A 16,563-nucleotide genomic window follows, 5' to 3' on the forward strand; every position below is an offset into this window, starting at 1 on the left:
AAAAAATAAAAGAAATATTTGAGAAAAGCCTATACACATCATAGGATATAAAAAGATAAGTCAAACTTTGGCTTATTTTTTTTGATTTATAGTATATTATAAAATTTCGAATCTGTGGATAACTTTGATAACTATTAAAATATATAGATTTTTTAGTTGAAAACTTTAATGAGTGAAAAATTACAAGTGGCAAGTTGCAAGAGTTTAAGAAATTGACAATTGACAATTCAAGGATAAATCTTCTAAGGAAGATTTTAAAATTTAAAAAATATAATTTAGAGAAAATCTGTGATTTTTATCCATAACTTTCAACAATAATCGTCAATCGTCAATTCTAAATTGTCAATTTAAAAAGGGCGCAGCCTTTTGCTCTATTAGGAATTTGTGATCTGTTATTTTTTCATATGCCTTAAATTTATATAGAAAAAATAAAAAAGTAAAAAAGTACATATCTTTTAAGTATATAAATATATATAATCCGTATTAATATTCACTTAATACAAACCATAAATTAACATGATAACAAATTAAACATAAAGATATAAAGGATTTTTAGGTGAAAAAATATATACTTTATAAAATAAAGCATATACGAAATATAAAATAAAATACATAAAAATAATTTATATATTGACAAACGAATGTGATTTAATTTAAAATAATATTCGTAGTAACAAATTGGAGGGATATACGTGGAGAAGATTTTTAAATTAAAAGAAAACAACACTAATGTTAGAACAGAAATAATAGCAGGTATAACTACTTTTCTTACAATGGCATATATAATTGCGGTAAATCCAGATATATTAAGTGGAGCTGGTATGCCAAAAGGAGCATTGGTTACAGCCACATGTTTAACAGCAGGATTAACAACTATATTTATGGGGTTTTATGCAAATCTACCATTTGGATTGGCATCAGGTATGGGCTTGAATGCATTCTTTACATTTGGCGTTGTAATTGGATTAGGTGTTTCATGGCAAGTTGCATTAACAGCTGTATTTGTAGAAGGAATTATATTTATTATATTATCCCTTACGAATTTAAGGGAGGCAGTTGTTAACACAATACCATTAAATTTAAAATATGCGGTTACAGCAGGGATAGGATTATTTATAAGTTTTATAGGTTTTGTAAATAGTGGAATAGTAATAAAGAATGATTCAACAATGGTTTCTATGGGAAACTTTACAGCTCCAACAGTTATTGTTGCAGCTATAGGAATAGTAATAATTGTTGTTTTAGAAAAGAAAAATGTAAAAGGTGCATTACTATGGGGAATTGCAACAAGTACTATAGTTGCATGGGTGTATGCATATATAAATCCAGAAGTAGCAGCATATTATAAAATATTTCTTCCAGAGGGTATATTTAAATATGAAAGTGTTGCACCAATAGCGTTTAAATTAGATTTCTCTGTTTTCTTAGATCAATCTAAAATTTGGAGTTTTGCAGTTGTTGTATTTACATTCTTATTTGTAGATTTCTTTGATACTGTTGGAACACTAGTAGGTGTTGCATCTAAGGCTAATATGTTAGACGAGAATGGTACAGTGCCTAGAGCAGGAAAAGCTTTGTTAGTTGATGCAATTGGAACAACAGTTGGTTCAGTTGTAGGTGTTTCAGCAGTTACAGTTTATGTTGAAAGTTCAGCAGGTGTTGCAGAAGGAGGAAGAACAGGATTAACTGCATTAACAACAGGAATTCTCTTCTTACTAGCTATGTTCTTATCACCATTATTTATAGCTATTCCAGCATGTGCAACAGCACCAGCATTGATAATAGTTGGATTTTTTATGATAGAGAACATAAGTAAAATTAAGTTTGATGATTTTACGGAAGGTGTTCCAGCATTTCTTACAATAATACTTATGCCGTTAACATATAGTATAGGAGATGGATTAACAGTAGGAATTTTATCTTATGTAATAATAAATTTTATTGTTAATGTGTTTAGTAAAAAAGATGAAAAGAAAAATATATCACCTATAATGTATGGATTAGCTGTAATATTTATAATTAAGTTAGTAGTAGCAGGTATAGGCTAAATTTAATAAATCAAAGGACCACGATATGAATTTATAAGTAACACCTAATAATAATGGAAAGACATTATTATTAGGTGTTTTTTATGTAGAGGAAAGTGTAAAAATTTTTAATTATAAAATGCTGATGAAACTTAGGGTTAAACATATCTTTAATCAGTAACAAATTCTTTTTAGTTACAAGTTGAGATTTTACAATTTTCAATAAAAGTGTAGCGTAGACACTTTTATTATAAAAATTAATAAATATTATTTAAAACAATAATTGTTATATCTTGACCTAAGATTTTGGATTTTTGTATCCATTAAATTGGAATATGAATAGTATAAAATAAAATACTCATAGGAGGAAGGGGAATGAAGATAAACAATAGGTTAGATTCTATAGAGGAATATCATTTTAAAACAATAGAAACAATAAAACAAAAACTTATCAATGAAGGAAAAGAAATATTTGATTTTGGTATAGGAGAGCCAGATATAAAAACTAATGAAGAAATAGTACAAGAAATAGTAAGAGGGTTTAAAAACCAAGGGTTTAATAGATACCCACCATATGAGGGTAGTGAGGAGTTAAAAAAATCAGTAATAGAGTACTACAAGAAAACTTATAATATCTCATTGGAAAAAGATGAAGTGCTAATATTAATTGGATCAAAAGAAGGGATTAGTAATAGCTTTCCAGCATTTTGTGATGTAGGTGATATTAGCATTGTCCCAGCTTTGGGATATCCGGTTTATACTATCGCAAGTAAATTGTGGGGGGTAAAAACTTATAAAATGCCTCTTCAAAAAGAGAAAGAGTATTTACCACAATATGATTTAATACCTGAAGCTATAGTGAAAAAAGCTAAGTATATGATTCTAAATTACCCTAATAATCCTACAGGTGCTATAGCTACACCAGAATTTTATAAGGAAACAGTAGAGTTCTCAAAAAAAAATAATATTGTTGTTTGCAATGATAATGCATATAATGAAATAGTTAATAAACTAGAATATAATATATCTTTATTAATGTATGGAAAAGAAAATGTAATTGAATTTGGAAGTTTTTCAAAAACATTTAGTATGACTGGATTTAGGTTAGCATATGTTGTGGGAGACAGGGATGCTATAAAAAGAATATTAAAAATTAAATCTAATGTGGATTCAGGTCAATTTATACCAATACAATTAAGTGGCATAAAAGCTTTAAGTGTTTTAGATGAAGTTAAAAAAAGTTTAATCACGTATAAAGAAAGAAGAGAGAGTTTAGAAAATATAATGCTAGCTAAAAAAATTGAATTTTTTAAAGGAAAGGGTAGCTTTTATATGTGGTGTAAGGTGCCAGAAAATTATTCTACAGATGAGTTTTGTAAAGAGTTATTGTATAAATCAGGTATAGTTGTTACACCTGGATATGTATTTGGATATCAAGGATATGGTTATTTTAGGGTTGCATTGACAAAAGAAAAGGATGTAATAGAAAAAGCATTTTTAAGAATTTAGGAGGTTTTGCGAGAAAACTAGAAGAAAATCAAACTTTTTCGAAATAAACCTTGAAATTCTTCTATTAGTTTATGTATAATAAATAGTATGAATTGGAAGCAACCCAAAGGAGGCGGGCCATGATTAGAAGTATGACAGGCTTTGGAAGGGCTACAAGTGCAGCAGAAAGTAGTAGAAGCTTTTCCATCGAGTTAAAAAGTATAAACCATAGATATTTAGATATAAATGTAAGAATGCCTAAAAGCATGATATCATTAGAGGAAAAAATAAGAAAAACGGTATCAGAAAAGCTGAATAGGGGTAAGGTAGATATATTTATAACTTATAAGAACTATGGAGACTTTGATGGAATTGCAATGCTAAATGAAGGGCTAGCAGATAGTTATTATCATTGTCTTAAAAATCTTACAACAAGATATTCAGATGTAAAAGATGATATATCCTTATCACTTATAGCTAAATTTCCAGAAGTAGTAAAAATACAAGAAAAAGAAGAAAATATGGATGAAATTTGGGGAGGACTTCAATTTTGTTTAGAAGATGCTCTTTCTATGTTAGTTGAAATGAGAGAGATTGAGGGCGAAAAATTAAAACTAGATATAATATCTAAGTGTGATAAAATAAAATCTTTAGTGGATAGCATAGAAGAAAAATCTCCTGGCATAATTGTTCAGTATAAAAATAAGTTGGAAGAAAGAATTAAAGATCTTACTGAAAACTTAGACGTAGATGACAGTAGAATAAGCATGGAAGTTGCCTTTTTTGCTGATAAAGCAAGCATAGATGAAGAAATAACAAGATTAAATTCTCATTTGAATCAGGTTAAGAACACTTTGACGTTACAAGAACCTGTAGGTAGAAAACTTGATTTTATAGTACAAGAGATGAATAGAGAAGCCAATACCATAGCTTCAAAATCTCAAGATTTAGAGATTACAAATATGGTTTTAAATATTAAAAATGAAATAGAAAAAATAAGAGAACAGGTACAAAACTTAGAGTAGGATTGTAGGAGGAAAACTATGAGCATAAAACTTATAAACATTGGCTTTGGAAACATCGTTTCTGCAAACAGATTGGTGGCGATTGTTAGTCCAGAGTCCGCGCCAATAAAAAGAATTATTCAAGAGGCAAGAGATAGAGGTATGCTTATTGATGCAACTTATGGAAGAAGAACAAGGGCTGTTATAATAACGGATTCAGATCATGTCATATTATCAGCAGTTCAGCCGGAAACAGTAGCACATAGATTATCCTCTAAAGAAGAAGAGCATGTAGACGAGGTTGATGAATAATGTTTACTAAAAAAGGAATATTAATAGTAATATCAGGCCCATCAGGAGCAGGAAAAGGTACTATTTGTAAGGAACTTTTGAAAAAACACAATTTGCATCTATCAATTTCAGCTACAACTAGAACTCCAAGAGAAGGGGAAGTTCATGGGGAAAACTATTTCTTTTTATCAAGAGAAGAGTTTTTAAACAAAGTTGAAGAAAATGATTTTATAGAGTATGCAGAAGTATATGGAAATCTCTATGGAACCCCTAAATCAGGAGTTCAACAAATGCTTGATGATGGAAAAGATGTAATTCTTGAAATAGATATTCAAGGTGCATTAAAGGTTAAAGATAATGTATCAGATGGAGTATTTATATTTATATTACCCCCATCAATGGAAGAATTAAAACAAAGAATTATAAAAAGAGGAAGCGAAACTCCAGAGTCCTTAATGACAAGATTTAAATCAGCTTATCAAGAAATAAATTATGTGTCAAAGTATAATTATGCAGTAGTAAATGATACTGTGGAAAGCGCAGTAGAAAAAATAGAAAGTATATTAGTTGCAGAAAAATGCAGAGTTGACAGAATGAAAGAAAAAATATTAGATTCAAAGGAGGGCTTAATACATGACCAACTCTATGATTAATCCACCAATTTTAGACTTATTAGAAAAGGTTGATAACAGATACTCATTAGTTATAGTTACATCAAAAAGAGCAAGACAGCTTATAGAGGGATATCCTGCATTATTAAAGGAAGAAGGATTAAAACCATTAACAGTAGCAATAAATGAAGTTAATGAAGGAATTGTTGAATACGAATCAGTGAAAGAAGGTATAAAATAACTATGGCAAAAAAATCCGTAGTATTAGGCGTATGTGGAGGAATAGCTGCTTATAAAGCTTTAGATGTAGTAAGTAGACTTGTAAAACAAAATATAGAAGTTGATGTCATAATGACAAATTCTGCTACAAAGTTTGTTACCCCATTAAGTTTTCAGTCTTTAAGTGCTAATGAGGTTGTTGTTGATATGTTTAATGAACCAAAGTATTGGGAAATTCAACATATATCTTTAGCTAAGAAAGCTGATTTAATGGTTATAGTTCCCGCAACAGCTAATGTTATAGGAAAGGTTGCTAATGGAATAGCAGATGATATGTTAAGTACAACAATTATGGCTACAAAAGCACCTGTTATTTTTGCACCAGCTATGAATACCAACATGTACGAAAATCCTATAGTACAAAATAACATAGAAAAATTAAAATCTTTTGGATATGATTTTATAGAACCTTGTAGTGGAAGATTAGCCTGTGGAGACACGGGACGAGGTAAACTAGAAGATACCGAAGTAATAACAGAGTGTATCTTAAGTAGGCTTAATGAAAATAAGGATTTAAAAGGAAAAAAGGTTCTTGTTACAGCAGGACCAACTATAGCAAAGTTAGATCCAGTTAGGTTTATAACAAATAGATCAACGGGTAAAATGGGTTATGCTATAGCAGAGGAAGCTAGAGATAGAGGAGCTAATGTTGTGTTAGTCTCTGGACCAACTTCCTTGAAAAAGCCTTATGGAGTAAATATAATAAATGTAAATACTAATGAAGAGATGCTAAACGTGGTTTTAGAAAATTTTCATGATAGTGACATAGTTATTAAATCTGCAGCTGTTGCAGATTATAAGCCTAAAAATTATAGCAATAAAAAGATAAAAAAAGGTGAAGGTGATTTGAATATTGTTTTTGAAAGAGATAGTGATATTTTAAAAACATTAGGAGATAATAAATCAAATCAAATTTTAGTTGGTTTTGCAGCTGAAAGTAATGATTTACTAGAAAATGCAAAAGAAAAACTTAAAAGAAAAAATTTAGATTACATAGTAGCCAATGATATAACATCTAATGATACAGGTTTTGCCACTGATGATAATAAAGTTACAATTATAGGTGAAGATAAATCTATTGTTTCTTTAGAAAAAATGTGTAAAAAAAGTGTAGCAAGGGAATTATTTAATATTATAAATAATAAAAAGCGCTAACTGCGCTTTTTTTATTCTATAGCACAATACAAACCTTATAGTATATGAAAATTTATTTAAAGGTTTTTCTAATATTATGTATACAATAAACATTCTATAGCATTTATGATATATATCATCGGATAGGAATCATAGATGCTATCCTTGTTAAGGCACATTCAAAAAAATATACGACGCATGTTTGGTCTATTATTTTCTTTCATGTGCCTAAAAAAGAATTTTACAGTAAGAAAGGTGATTTGATGAGTAAATTTGCAGGAATAATAGTAAATAATGACTCAATACAAGTAGATAGAAAATTTACTTATAAAATCCCACAAGAATTAGAGGACAAAATTCAGATTGGACATAGAGTTAAAGTATCATTTGGCATGGGCAAAAACCTTACAGATGGGTTTGTAGTAGAATTATATGATGATATAAGAGAAGAAGGAATAAGAATAAAACGTATTAATTCACTTTGTGATGAAGAACCATTATTTAATTATAAGGATTTTATAGTAATGGAATATATGAAAGAAAAATACTTATGTACATATATAGAAATAATAAGATTATTTATACCTAAAGGGGTAATAAAAGGTGCTAAACATAAGGAAAAACAAGTGGTTTATGCATTGAGAAGGGACATAGAAGGAACGAAATACGATAAAGAACCTTATAAGAAAATAATAAGTATAATAGAGGAAAATCAAGGTGCCTACTCAAAAAGTGAATTAAATAAGCAATACAATATTTCATTAAGTTCTATAAATACTCTTATAAAAAATGGATATCTAACAACTGAGGATACTATAATAAATAGATATAATTCCAAAGAGTATGATGAGTATAAAGAGAGAAATCTAACAATAGAGCAAAAAAGTGTTGTTAGAGACCTATTGAATGGAATAAACCCTTTATATCTTCTAAAAGGAGTTACGGGAAGTGGAAAAACAGAAGTATATATGCATATAGTCAAAAAAATGCTTGAAAGAGGAAAAAGTGCTATACTGTTAGTTCCAGAAATATCTTTAACACCTCAGATGGTAGAACGTTTTAAGGGTAGATTTGGAAAAGAAGTTGCTGTTTTTCATTCTAGACTTTCAGATGGAGAAAGATTTGATGAATGGTTTAGAGTAAAAAATGGTGAAGTAAAGCTAGCTGTAGGTGCTAGATCGGCTTTGTTTTTACCTTTTGACAACTTAGGTATAATAATAATAGATGAAGAACATGAGAATAGTTATAAATCAGAAAGTAATCCTAAGTATAATGCTAAAGAGGTTGCTGAATTTATGGCGAAATTAAAAGGGTTTAAGGTTTTGATGGGAACAGCTACTCCAAGTATAGAGACATATTATAGAGTTAAAAATAGAGAAATAAAGTTACTTACTTTGAATACTAGAGCAGATGGAGCAAAAATGCCTACTATAGAAGTTATAGACATGAGAGAAGAACTTCGAAAAAATAATAGATCTATGTTTAGTGATGCATTAAAAGTAAAGCTAAAAGATGTACTTGAAAGTGGAGAACAAGCAATACTATTTTTAAATAGAAGAGGGTTTTCTACATTCGTGTCATGTAGAAAGTGCGGATATGTATTTAAATGTAATAATTGTGATATAACATTGACATATCATGCTAATGGTAATTTTCTAAGTTGTCATTATTGTGGCCATAAAGAAAGACTTTCACACATATGTCCTAATTGTAAAAGTAATTATGTAAAATACTTTGGTGTAGGAACTGAACAGGTTGAATTATCTCTTAAAAAGGAATTTGGAGATGTTAAAACATTAAGGATGGATTTAGATACAACTAGAGAAAAAAACTCTTTTGAACGTATATATAGAAGTTTTAGAGATGGTGAAGCTCAAGTTTTAATAGGTACTCAAATGATAGCAAAAGGTCTAGACTTTCCAAATGTTACTTTAGTAGGGGTATTGGCTGCAGATCTTTCTTTGAATTTACCAGATTATAGATCTCCAGAGAGAACTTATCAATTATTAACTCAAGTTTCAGGAAGAGCTGGAAGAGGAAATAAAGAAGGAACCGTTATAATACAAACATATTCACCAGATAATTATAGTTTGAATTATTCTATAAAAAATGATTATGATGGATTTTTTAATAAAGAATTAGAAGTAAGAAAAGCCATGGAGTATCCTCCCTTTACAAAAATAATGGTTATAAACATGAGTTCTAAAAATGAAAAAATTTTGATTGGTAATATAGGAAAAGTAAGTATAAACTTAAAGAAAATGTTGGAAAATACTAATATAGATATTTTAGGACCAAGTCCTTGTATAATAAGTAAAATAAAAGAAATGTATCGTTGGCAAATATTAATAAAGGGTGATTTTTCTTTGGAATTAGCAAACAAAGTGAGAGTTTTAGTGTATAATATAACGAAAGAATTGGCTAAACATATAAGAATAAGTATTGATATAAATCCTAATAGCCTAATATAATATAAAAGAAGAGATTATAAGAATAAGTGGAATGAAGGAGAAATGTACTATGGCAATAAGAAATATAAGAACTATAGGGGACGACGTATTAAGAAAAAAATGTAAATCAGTTGAGGAAATAAATGATAGAACAAGAACTCTTGTTAAAGATATGATAGAAACTATGTATGAGGCTGATGGAGTAGGTCTTGCTGCACCACAAGTGGGTATATTAAAAAGAATAGTAGTTATAGATGTTGGTGAAGGTCCAGTAGTTTTAATAAATCCAGAAATATTAAAAAAAGAGGGAAGCTATATGGATACAGAAGGTTGTTTAAGTGTCCCAGGAGAACAAGGAGAAGTTGAAAGACCATTAAAGCTTACAGTTAGAGCATTGAATGAGCTAGGTGAAAAAGTAGAATATAATGCAGAAGAGCTATTTGCAAGAGCTGTATGTCATGAATTAGATCATTTAGATGGAGTTTTGTTTGTAGATAAGGTTATTAACCAATAGGAGTGATTTGTTAATGAAAGTAGTATTTATGGGAACACCAGAATTTGCAGTTCCATCTTTAGAGATACTTGTGGAAAAATTTAACGTGGAAGCAGTTTTTACTCAGCCGGATAGACCAAAGGGAAGAGGCAAAAGGCTTGCAATATCTCAAGTTAAGGAAATTGCATTGAAACACAATATACCTGTGTATCAACCTATAAAACTTAAAAATGACGAAGAATGCATAAATGTTCTAAAAAACTTACAACCTGATTACATAGTTGTAGTTGCATTTGGACAAATATTATCAAAGGAAGTTCTTGATATACCTAAATATGGTTGTGTAAATTTACATGCATCACTACTTCCTAAATTTAGAGGAGCAGCTCCTATAAATTATGCAGTAATGATGGGAGAAAAAGTAAGCGGTAATACAACAATGCTTATGGATATAGGTTTGGATACTGGAGATATACTTTTGAAAGACCAATGTGATATACATGAAAATATGACAGCTGGAGAATTACATGATAAATTAATGGCTAGAGGTGGAGATCTTTTAGTTAAGACATTAGAAGATTATGCAAAGGGTCACATAGTACCAGTTAAACAAGGAGATGAAAGTACATACGCTTCATTGCTAAATAAAGAGATGGCTAAGATTGATTGGAATAAAAGTGCTAAGGAAATTCATAATCATGTAAGAGGCTTAAATCCATGGCCAGTAGCATATACTTTTTATAAGGATCAAAGCATGAAAATTTATGAGAGCAGTATACTAAGTAAAAGTTCAAAAGAAGCACCTGGAACAATACTAGATGTTAATAAAGATGGGATAGAAGTTGCAACTGGTGACGGTGTTATTTTAATAAAAATAATACAATTTCCTAATGGAAAACCATTAAAAATAGAACAATATATAAATGGGCACTCTATTGATATAAAAGAAATTTTAGCTTAGGAGGGATAAACATGTTTTATTATGATAGCACATATTTGCTTTTGATTCCAGCAATGATTATATCAGCTTGGGCTCAATTCAAGGTTTCAGCTACATTTGAGAAGTACTCAAAAGTGTATAGTTCAAAAGGACTTAGTGGTGCAGAAGTGGCAAGAATGCTTTTGGATAATAATGGTTTATACAATGTTCCTATAGAAGTTACAGGTGGTAAACTTTCAGACCATTATGATCCAACTAGGCAGATTTTGAGGCTTTCTAATGATGTGTATTATGGAAACTCAGTAGCTAGTTTAGGGGTTGCAGCTCATGAAGTTGGGCATGCAATACAACATAAAACTGCATATAAACCACTAATACTTAGAAATTCAATAGTACCTATAGTTAATTTAGGATCTAGTATGTCGTGGGTACTATTTATAGCAGGATTAATATTATCAATACAACCATTAATTACCATAGGAATACTACTTTTTTCCGGAGTAGTAGTTTTCCAACTTGTTACATTACCGGTTGAATTTGATGCTTCAGCTAGGGCTCTTAAAGAACTTGGAAGTAGAGGAATACTTTACAATGAGGAAGTTAAGGGAGCAAAAAAAGTTTTAGATGCAGCTGCATTAACATATGTAGCAGCCACAATAATGGCAATATCTCAACTTTTAAGATTAATTGCATTAAGTAAGAGAAACGACTAAATTAATGAGAAGAGGTAAAGTATGAAAGCTAGAGAAGTAATAATTAATATATTAGAAGAAGTTTTTAACAATAATGCTTATTCTAATATAATTTTAAATAGTGAACTAAAGAAAAGTGATTTAAATGTGAAAGATAAGGCATTAGTTACCGAAATTGTTTATGGAACTATAAAATATAGATATTCTATAGATACTATATTAAAACAATATATAAAGAAGGATTTATCTTTAATACAAAGTAACCTTTTAAATATATTAAGAAGCTCCATTTATCAAATGAATTATTTAGATAAAATACCTAGTTATGCTGCGGTTAATGAAGCTGTTGATATGGCTAAAAAAGAATCAGAGGGAGCAGCTAAGTTTGTTAATGGAGTACTTAGAAGTCATTTAAGAAATAATAAGGAGATTCATTTTAGCAATCCTAAGGAACAGATGGCATTTCAATATTCATTTCCTAAATGGATGGTTGAGTTGTTCATAGATCAGTATGGAGAATATATAACAAAATGTATACTTAGAGGATTAAATGAGGTTCCTTACTTAACAGTAAGAGTTAATGAAACTAAAGCTGCATATGATGAGGTTTTAGAAAAGCTAGAAGAATTAGGATATAATGCTGAAGAAGGATGTATGTGTCCAGAAGCAATTATAATAAAAAAAGGTAGAAGTATAGAAGAAAATGAGCTATTTAAAGAAGGAAAGATAACAGTACAAGATGAAAGTGCTATGCTTGTAGCTCCACTAATGGATCTAAAAGAAAATTCTATTGCCATGGACTTGTGTAGTGCACCAGGTGGTAAAACTACACATATGTCAGAACTTATGAATAATACAGGTGAAGTAATAGCATTTGATATTCATGAACATAAATTAGATCTTATAAAGCACAATGCCAATAGACTTGCAATAAGCAACATAAAATTATTTCTTGAAGATGCATCAAAATTAAATACAAAGTATATAAACTATGCAGATGCAGTTCTTATAGATGTTCCTTGCTCAGGTCTTGGAATAATAAGAAAAAAACCAGAAATAAAATGGACTAAAACAGCTAGTGACTTAAGAGGAATAATAAGAATACAGAGACATATAATGGATAATGCTGCCCAATATTTAAAAAGTGGTGGAACCCTTATATATTCTACATGTACTTTGAATAAAGAAGAAAATCAAAGCAACATTCAAGGATTCTTAGAAAAACATAAAGATTTTGAACTGGGAAAGATATACTTAGGTGATGCAGAAAACATAATATATGATGAAGAAGGGTATGTTACAATACTTCCTAATAAACATATGGATGGATTCTTTATAGCTAAGTTGATAAAGAAGTAATTAGGAGTGGCTACATGAAAAATATTTATGATTTAACCTTAGATGAATTAAAGTTATGGATGAAAGAGAATAAAGAGAGTGAATTTAGAAGTAAACAAGTCATAGAGTGGTTATATAAAGATATTAAAAACTTTGATGATATGAAAAATTTACCTAAAGCCCTTAAAGAAAAATTAAATAGCAACTTTACAATGGAACTTCCAAAAGTTGAACACGAATATACGTCAAGGTTAGATGGAACAAAAAAATTATTACTAGCTTTACAAGATGGTAATTTAATAGAATGTGTTATTATGAAGTATAATCATGGAAATTCAATATGTGTATCTACTCAGGTTGGATGTAGAATGGGCTGTAAATTTTGTGCATCTACCATAGACGGAAGAGTAAGGGATTTAACAGCAGGTGAAATACTTTTACAAGTTATTGTAGGTCAAAAGGTATTAGGAGAAAGAATATCTAATATAGTTTTAATGGGAAGTGGAGAGCCTTTTGATAATTATGATAATGTTATAAAGTTTTTAAAAATAGTAAATGCTGATTATGGTCTTAATATAGGGCAAAGGCATATAACATTATCTACTTGTGGTATAGTGCCTAAAATAATAGACTTTGCAGATGAAGATATGCAAATTACTTTGGCAATTTCTCTTCATTCTACTACAGATGATAGAAGAAAAGAAATTATGCCTATAGCAAATAAGTATTCTATAAAAGAAATTTTAGATGCTTGTAAATATTATATAGACAAAACAGGAAGAAGAGTTAGTTTTGAATATTCATTGGTTAAAGAGGTAAATGATTCTTTAGAAGATGCTAAGTCTTTAGGAAAACTATTAAAAGGAATATTATGTCATGTAAATTTGATTCCTATAAATGAAATAAAAGAAAACTCCTATAAAAAAACAGATTCAGAAGAAGTGAAAATTTTTGCTAAAATTCTTAAAGAATATGGAGTTGAGACCACAGTAAGAAGAGAAATGGGATCAGACATAAATGCAGCGTGTGGACAATTAAGAAGAAGTTATATGGAGACCCAAAAATAATAAAAAAGGGGTGTTTTGTATGGTGGGATTTATAACCGATGTAGGCAATGTTAGGAAATTAAATGAAGATTGTATTGAATTCTATGAAGATGGAGAAAAATCTATATATGTAGTTGCTGATGGCATGGGTGGACACAATGCAGGTGAGGTTGCAAGTAAACTTGCTTCAACCTCTTTGATATCTTATATAAAAGAAAAATTTAATAGCAATGATATTAATAGAGTATTTATAGAATCAATTAAGTTTGCAAATGAAAAAGTTTATAATTATTCATTAACAAGTAATAATTTAAATGGAATGGGAACTACAATAACTGCTTGTTTGATTTATAAAGAACAAGTGTTAGTTGCTAATGTAGGTGATAGTAGTTGCTTTATAATAAAGGATGGTCAAATAAGAAAAATAACAAGAGATCATTCTTTAGTACAAGAGTTAGTAGATGAAGGTACTATAACAGAAGCAGAGGCCAAAAATCACCCAAATAAAAATATAATAACTAGGGCAGTTGGTACTAAAGAGGAAGTTGTACCAGATATTTATGAATTAAGTATAACTGAATTTCAACATATGTTATTATGCTCAGATGGTTTAACTAATGATGTAACAAATGAAGAATTAATACATTTAATAGACTTAAGTGAAAATTATAATGAGTTTTGCAAAAAAGTTTTACAGTTAGCTAAAAGTAGAGGGGCACGAGATAACATATCTTTAATTATAGTTGGAGGAGAGCACTATGAGAATAGGAACTATACTAGGGGATAGGTATGAGCTTATTGAAAAAATAGGTGAAGGTGGCATGGCTGAGGTATACAAGGCTAAATGTCATAAGTTAAATAGATTTGATGCTGTCAAAATATTGAAAAAAGAATTTGCCTCTGACTTAGAAGTTGTAGAAAAATTTAAAAGAGAAGCTACAGCAGTGGCAAATTTATCTGATAATAATATTGTTAATGTTTTAGATGTTGGTACTCAAGATGGAGTTAACTATATTGTTATGGAATATGTTAAGGGAAAAACATTAAAAGATTTAATCAGAGAACAAGGTGAAATACCTTATAAGAAGGCTGTTGAGTATGGAATACAAATAACTAAGGCTTTAGATTGTGCTCATAGGAATAATATAGTACATAGAGATGTAAAGCCTCAAAATATACTAGTAACTGAAGATAACATAATAAAAGTTACGGATTTTGGAATAGCAAAATTAACAGATTCAAGTACAATAACTAATACTAATAAAATTTTGGGATCAGCTCATTATTTTTCTCCTGAACAGGCTAAGGGAAACTATGTTGATTACAGGACTGATATATATTCACTAGGTATTGTATTGTATGAGATGGTTACAGGAAAGCTTCCATTTGACGCGGATAGCCCTGTGTCTGTAGCATTAAAACATATACAAGAACAACCAGTTCCACCTATTGAATTAAATCCATCTATTCCTCAAAGTTTTAATAGCTTAATATTGAAGAGTATTGAGAAAGAACCAGTAAAAAGATATCAATCTTCTAAAGAATTAATCAATGATTTGGTGAAAATTGAAAAGGACGAAAAGGTTCAAATAACATCAAATAATGATGAAGATCAGTTTACAAGAGTTATGACTCCTATAAAAGAAGAGGATTTGAAACAAAATCTAAGGAAAAATAAAGCAGAAGAAAAACGTAAACAAGAAGAAGAGGAAGAAGAAGACTATGATGATTATTATGAAGATGACAAACCTTCTTCTGGTGGTAAGAAAAAAAAATATCTTATATTTTCTTTGATAGGGATTTTAATAGTGGCATTAGGGGTAATATCAGCGGCGATTATGTTTAAACCTAATACAGCTGCTAAAGATCAAGTTAAAGTACCTAAAATCGTAGGAATGACTCAGGAAGATGCAAAAAAAATGTTAGATTCTATGGGATTAAAAATGGAGATTGTAGAAACAAAAGTAAGTGATAAACCTGAGGGTACTATATTAGAGTGCTTTCCTAAAGAAGGAGAGACAATAGAGAAAGATAAAGAGGTTAGAGTTGTTGTAAGTGGTGGAGAGTCAAAAATAAAGGTTCCAAATTTACTACAAGACTATGATGTTAAGGCTGCAGAAAAAATACTAAATACCTTTGATCTTGTACTTGGAAAACAAGATGAGGAATATAGTGACACGGTGAAAAAAGGTAATATTATAAGACAAAACCCAGGTGTTGATACAGAAGTTAAAAAAGGTGATGCTATAGATATTGTTGTAAGTAAGGGAGAAAAATCAAAATTTGCAAAGGTACCTAATTTATATGGAAGAAGTGAATCGGATGCAAAAAACCAATTAGAATCTAGCAAACTATCCTTAGGAAATGTTAAAACAGAACAAAAAACAACAAATAATAAGGATGATTTAAATAAAAACAATACAGTAATTGCTCAAAGTCTAGAAACTGGTGCATTAGTAAAAGAAGAAAGTGCTGTTAATATAACTATTGTTGTTTATACTTATGAAGAGCCAAAACCACAATTAATTGATGTGCCACCCCTTTCAGGAAGAACAGTAGGTGAGGCAAGAAGCATATTAAGTGATAAAGGATTAACTTTAGATACAGGTGGATTTGGAGATGACTTTATAATTAAAGGTTATTCTCCAAATGGTCAGGTTGTTAAAGGATCTACCATAAAAATAACATCCGCAACAAAACCTAATGGCGGTGGGGAAAACAATGGCGGTGACAATAATGGCAATGGCACTGGTGATGGAAGGTAAAATAC

General features: G+C 29.7%; 15 protein-coding genes. All 15 read left to right on the forward strand.

Annotation, left to right across the window (positions count from 1 at the left end; translation table 11 throughout):
* Positions 1 to 692: 692 nt before the first annotated feature.
* Positions 693 to 2,048, forward strand: coding sequence for an NCS2 family permease (locus tag BM119_RS12990; protein WP_090042093.1), 1,356 nt, complete (start codon positions 693 to 695; stop codon positions 2,046 to 2,048).
* A 354-nt stretch (positions 2,049 to 2,402) separates the two neighbouring features.
* Positions 2,403 to 3,536, forward strand: a complete 1,134-nt coding sequence (locus tag BM119_RS12995) for an aminotransferase class I/II-fold pyridoxal phosphate-dependent enzyme (protein WP_090042094.1) — start codon at positions 2,403 to 2,405, stop codon at positions 3,534 to 3,536.
* Between the two features lie 119 nt (positions 3,537 to 3,655).
* Positions 3,656 to 4,540: a YicC/YloC family endoribonuclease gene (locus BM119_RS13000; protein WP_090042095.1), complete on the forward strand. Its 885-nt coding sequence runs from the start codon at positions 3,656 to 3,658 to the stop codon at positions 4,538 to 4,540.
* Between the two features lie 18 nt (positions 4,541 to 4,558).
* Positions 4,559 to 4,831, forward strand: coding sequence for an extracellular matrix/biofilm regulator RemA (remA, locus tag BM119_RS13005; RefSeq protein WP_027634161.1), 273 nt, complete (start codon positions 4,559 to 4,561; stop codon positions 4,829 to 4,831).
* Positions 4,831 to 5,463, forward strand: a complete 633-nt coding sequence (gmk, locus tag BM119_RS13010; RefSeq protein WP_177199421.1) for a guanylate kinase — start codon at positions 4,831 to 4,833, stop codon at positions 5,461 to 5,463. The genes remA and gmk overlap by 1 nt, the downstream gene beginning before the upstream one ends.
* A complete protein-coding gene (gene rpoZ, locus BM119_RS13015; RefSeq protein ID WP_090042099.1) occupies positions 5,444 to 5,662 on the forward strand; it encodes a DNA-directed RNA polymerase subunit omega in 219 nt (72 codons plus the stop codon). Before gmk ends, rpoZ begins: the two co-directional genes overlap by 20 nt.
* A gap of 2 nt (positions 5,663 to 5,664) precedes the next feature.
* Positions 5,665 to 6,855: a bifunctional phosphopantothenoylcysteine decarboxylase/phosphopantothenate--cysteine ligase CoaBC gene (gene coaBC / locus BM119_RS13020; protein ID WP_090042101.1), complete on the forward strand. Its 1,191-nt coding sequence runs from the start codon at positions 5,665 to 5,667 to the stop codon at positions 6,853 to 6,855.
* A gap of 242 nt (positions 6,856 to 7,097) precedes the next feature.
* The gene (gene priA, locus BM119_RS13025) at positions 7,098 to 9,305 is read left to right on the forward strand and encodes a primosomal protein N' (RefSeq protein ID WP_090042102.1); all 2,208 of its coding nucleotides are present in this window, start codon (positions 7,098 to 7,100) and stop codon (positions 9,303 to 9,305) included.
* A gap of 49 nt (positions 9,306 to 9,354) precedes the next feature.
* Entirely contained in the window at positions 9,355 to 9,798 is a 444-nt protein-coding gene (gene def, locus BM119_RS13030) for a peptide deformylase (protein WP_207647685.1), read from the forward strand.
* 13 nt (positions 9,799 to 9,811) lie between these two features.
* Positions 9,812 to 10,738, forward strand: a complete 927-nt coding sequence (gene fmt, locus BM119_RS13035) for a methionyl-tRNA formyltransferase (RefSeq protein ID WP_090042105.1) — start codon at positions 9,812 to 9,814, stop codon at positions 10,736 to 10,738.
* A gap of 11 nt (positions 10,739 to 10,749) precedes the next feature.
* The gene (locus BM119_RS13040) at positions 10,750 to 11,430 is read left to right on the forward strand and encodes a zinc metallopeptidase (protein WP_090042106.1); all 681 of its coding nucleotides are present in this window, start codon (positions 10,750 to 10,752) and stop codon (positions 11,428 to 11,430) included.
* A 21-nt stretch (positions 11,431 to 11,451) separates the two neighbouring features.
* On the forward strand, positions 11,452 to 12,768 hold the full coding sequence (gene rsmB / locus BM119_RS13045; RefSeq protein ID WP_090042107.1) for a 16S rRNA (cytosine(967)-C(5))-methyltransferase RsmB: 1,317 nt from the start codon (positions 11,452 to 11,454) through the stop codon (positions 12,766 to 12,768).
* Positions 12,769 to 12,782: 14 nt separating this feature from the next.
* Positions 12,783 to 13,814 carry a dual-specificity RNA methyltransferase RlmN gene (gene rlmN, locus BM119_RS13050; RefSeq protein ID WP_090042109.1) on the forward strand — a complete coding sequence of 344 codons (1,032 nt, stop codon included), beginning with the start codon at positions 12,783 to 12,785 and terminating at the stop codon, positions 13,812 to 13,814.
* A 19-nt stretch (positions 13,815 to 13,833) separates the two neighbouring features.
* Positions 13,834 to 14,580, forward strand: coding sequence for a Stp1/IreP family PP2C-type Ser/Thr phosphatase (locus BM119_RS13055; protein ID WP_090042111.1), 747 nt, complete (start codon positions 13,834 to 13,836; stop codon positions 14,578 to 14,580).
* Positions 14,552 to 16,558 carry a Stk1 family PASTA domain-containing Ser/Thr kinase gene (gene pknB, locus BM119_RS13060; protein WP_090042112.1) on the forward strand — a complete coding sequence of 669 codons (2,007 nt, stop codon included), beginning with the start codon at positions 14,552 to 14,554 and terminating at the stop codon, positions 16,556 to 16,558. The genes BM119_RS13055 and pknB overlap by 29 nt, the downstream gene beginning before the upstream one ends.
* Positions 16,559 to 16,563 lie beyond the last annotated feature (5 nt).

The sequence above is a fragment of the Clostridium frigidicarnis genome (assembly GCF_900111985.1).
GTDB lineage: Bacteria > Bacillota > Clostridia > Clostridiales > Clostridiaceae > Clostridium_Z > Clostridium_Z frigidicarnis.

What these genes read in the sequence shown, in the direction of transcription:
- gmk (WP_177199421.1), top strand. Translation starts at nt 4,831, where the DNA reads ATGTTTACTAAAAAAGGAATATTAATAGTAATATCAGGCCCATCAGGA.
- rsmB (WP_090042107.1), top strand. Translation starts at nt 11,452, where the DNA reads ATGAAAGCTAGAGAAGTAATAATTAATATATTAGAAGAAGTTTTTAAC.
- fmt (WP_090042105.1), top strand. Translation starts at nt 9,812, where the DNA reads ATGAAAGTAGTATTTATGGGAACACCAGAATTTGCAGTTCCATCTTTA.
- remA (WP_027634161.1), top strand. Translation starts at nt 4,559, where the DNA reads ATGAGCATAAAACTTATAAACATTGGCTTTGGAAACATCGTTTCTGCA.
- coaBC (WP_090042101.1), top strand. Translation starts at nt 5,665, where the DNA reads ATGGCAAAAAAATCCGTAGTATTAGGCGTATGTGGAGGAATAGCTGCT.
- BM119_RS13000 (WP_090042095.1), top strand. Translation starts at nt 3,656, where the DNA reads ATGATTAGAAGTATGACAGGCTTTGGAAGGGCTACAAGTGCAGCAGAA.
- BM119_RS13055 (WP_090042111.1), top strand. Translation starts at nt 13,834, where the DNA reads ATGGTGGGATTTATAACCGATGTAGGCAATGTTAGGAAATTAAATGAA.
- priA (WP_090042102.1), top strand. Translation starts at nt 7,098, where the DNA reads ATGAGTAAATTTGCAGGAATAATAGTAAATAATGACTCAATACAAGTA.
- BM119_RS13040 (WP_090042106.1), top strand. Translation starts at nt 10,750, where the DNA reads ATGTTTTATTATGATAGCACATATTTGCTTTTGATTCCAGCAATGATT.
- def (WP_207647685.1), top strand. Translation starts at nt 9,355, where the DNA reads ATGGCAATAAGAAATATAAGAACTATAGGGGACGACGTATTAAGAAAA.
- pknB (WP_090042112.1), top strand. Translation starts at nt 14,552, where the DNA reads ATGAGAATAGGAACTATACTAGGGGATAGGTATGAGCTTATTGAAAAA.
- BM119_RS12995 (WP_090042094.1), top strand. Translation starts at nt 2,403, where the DNA reads ATGAAGATAAACAATAGGTTAGATTCTATAGAGGAATATCATTTTAAA.
- rlmN (WP_090042109.1), top strand. Translation starts at nt 12,783, where the DNA reads ATGAAAAATATTTATGATTTAACCTTAGATGAATTAAAGTTATGGATG.
- rpoZ (WP_090042099.1), top strand. Translation starts at nt 5,444, where the DNA reads ATGACCAACTCTATGATTAATCCACCAATTTTAGACTTATTAGAAAAG.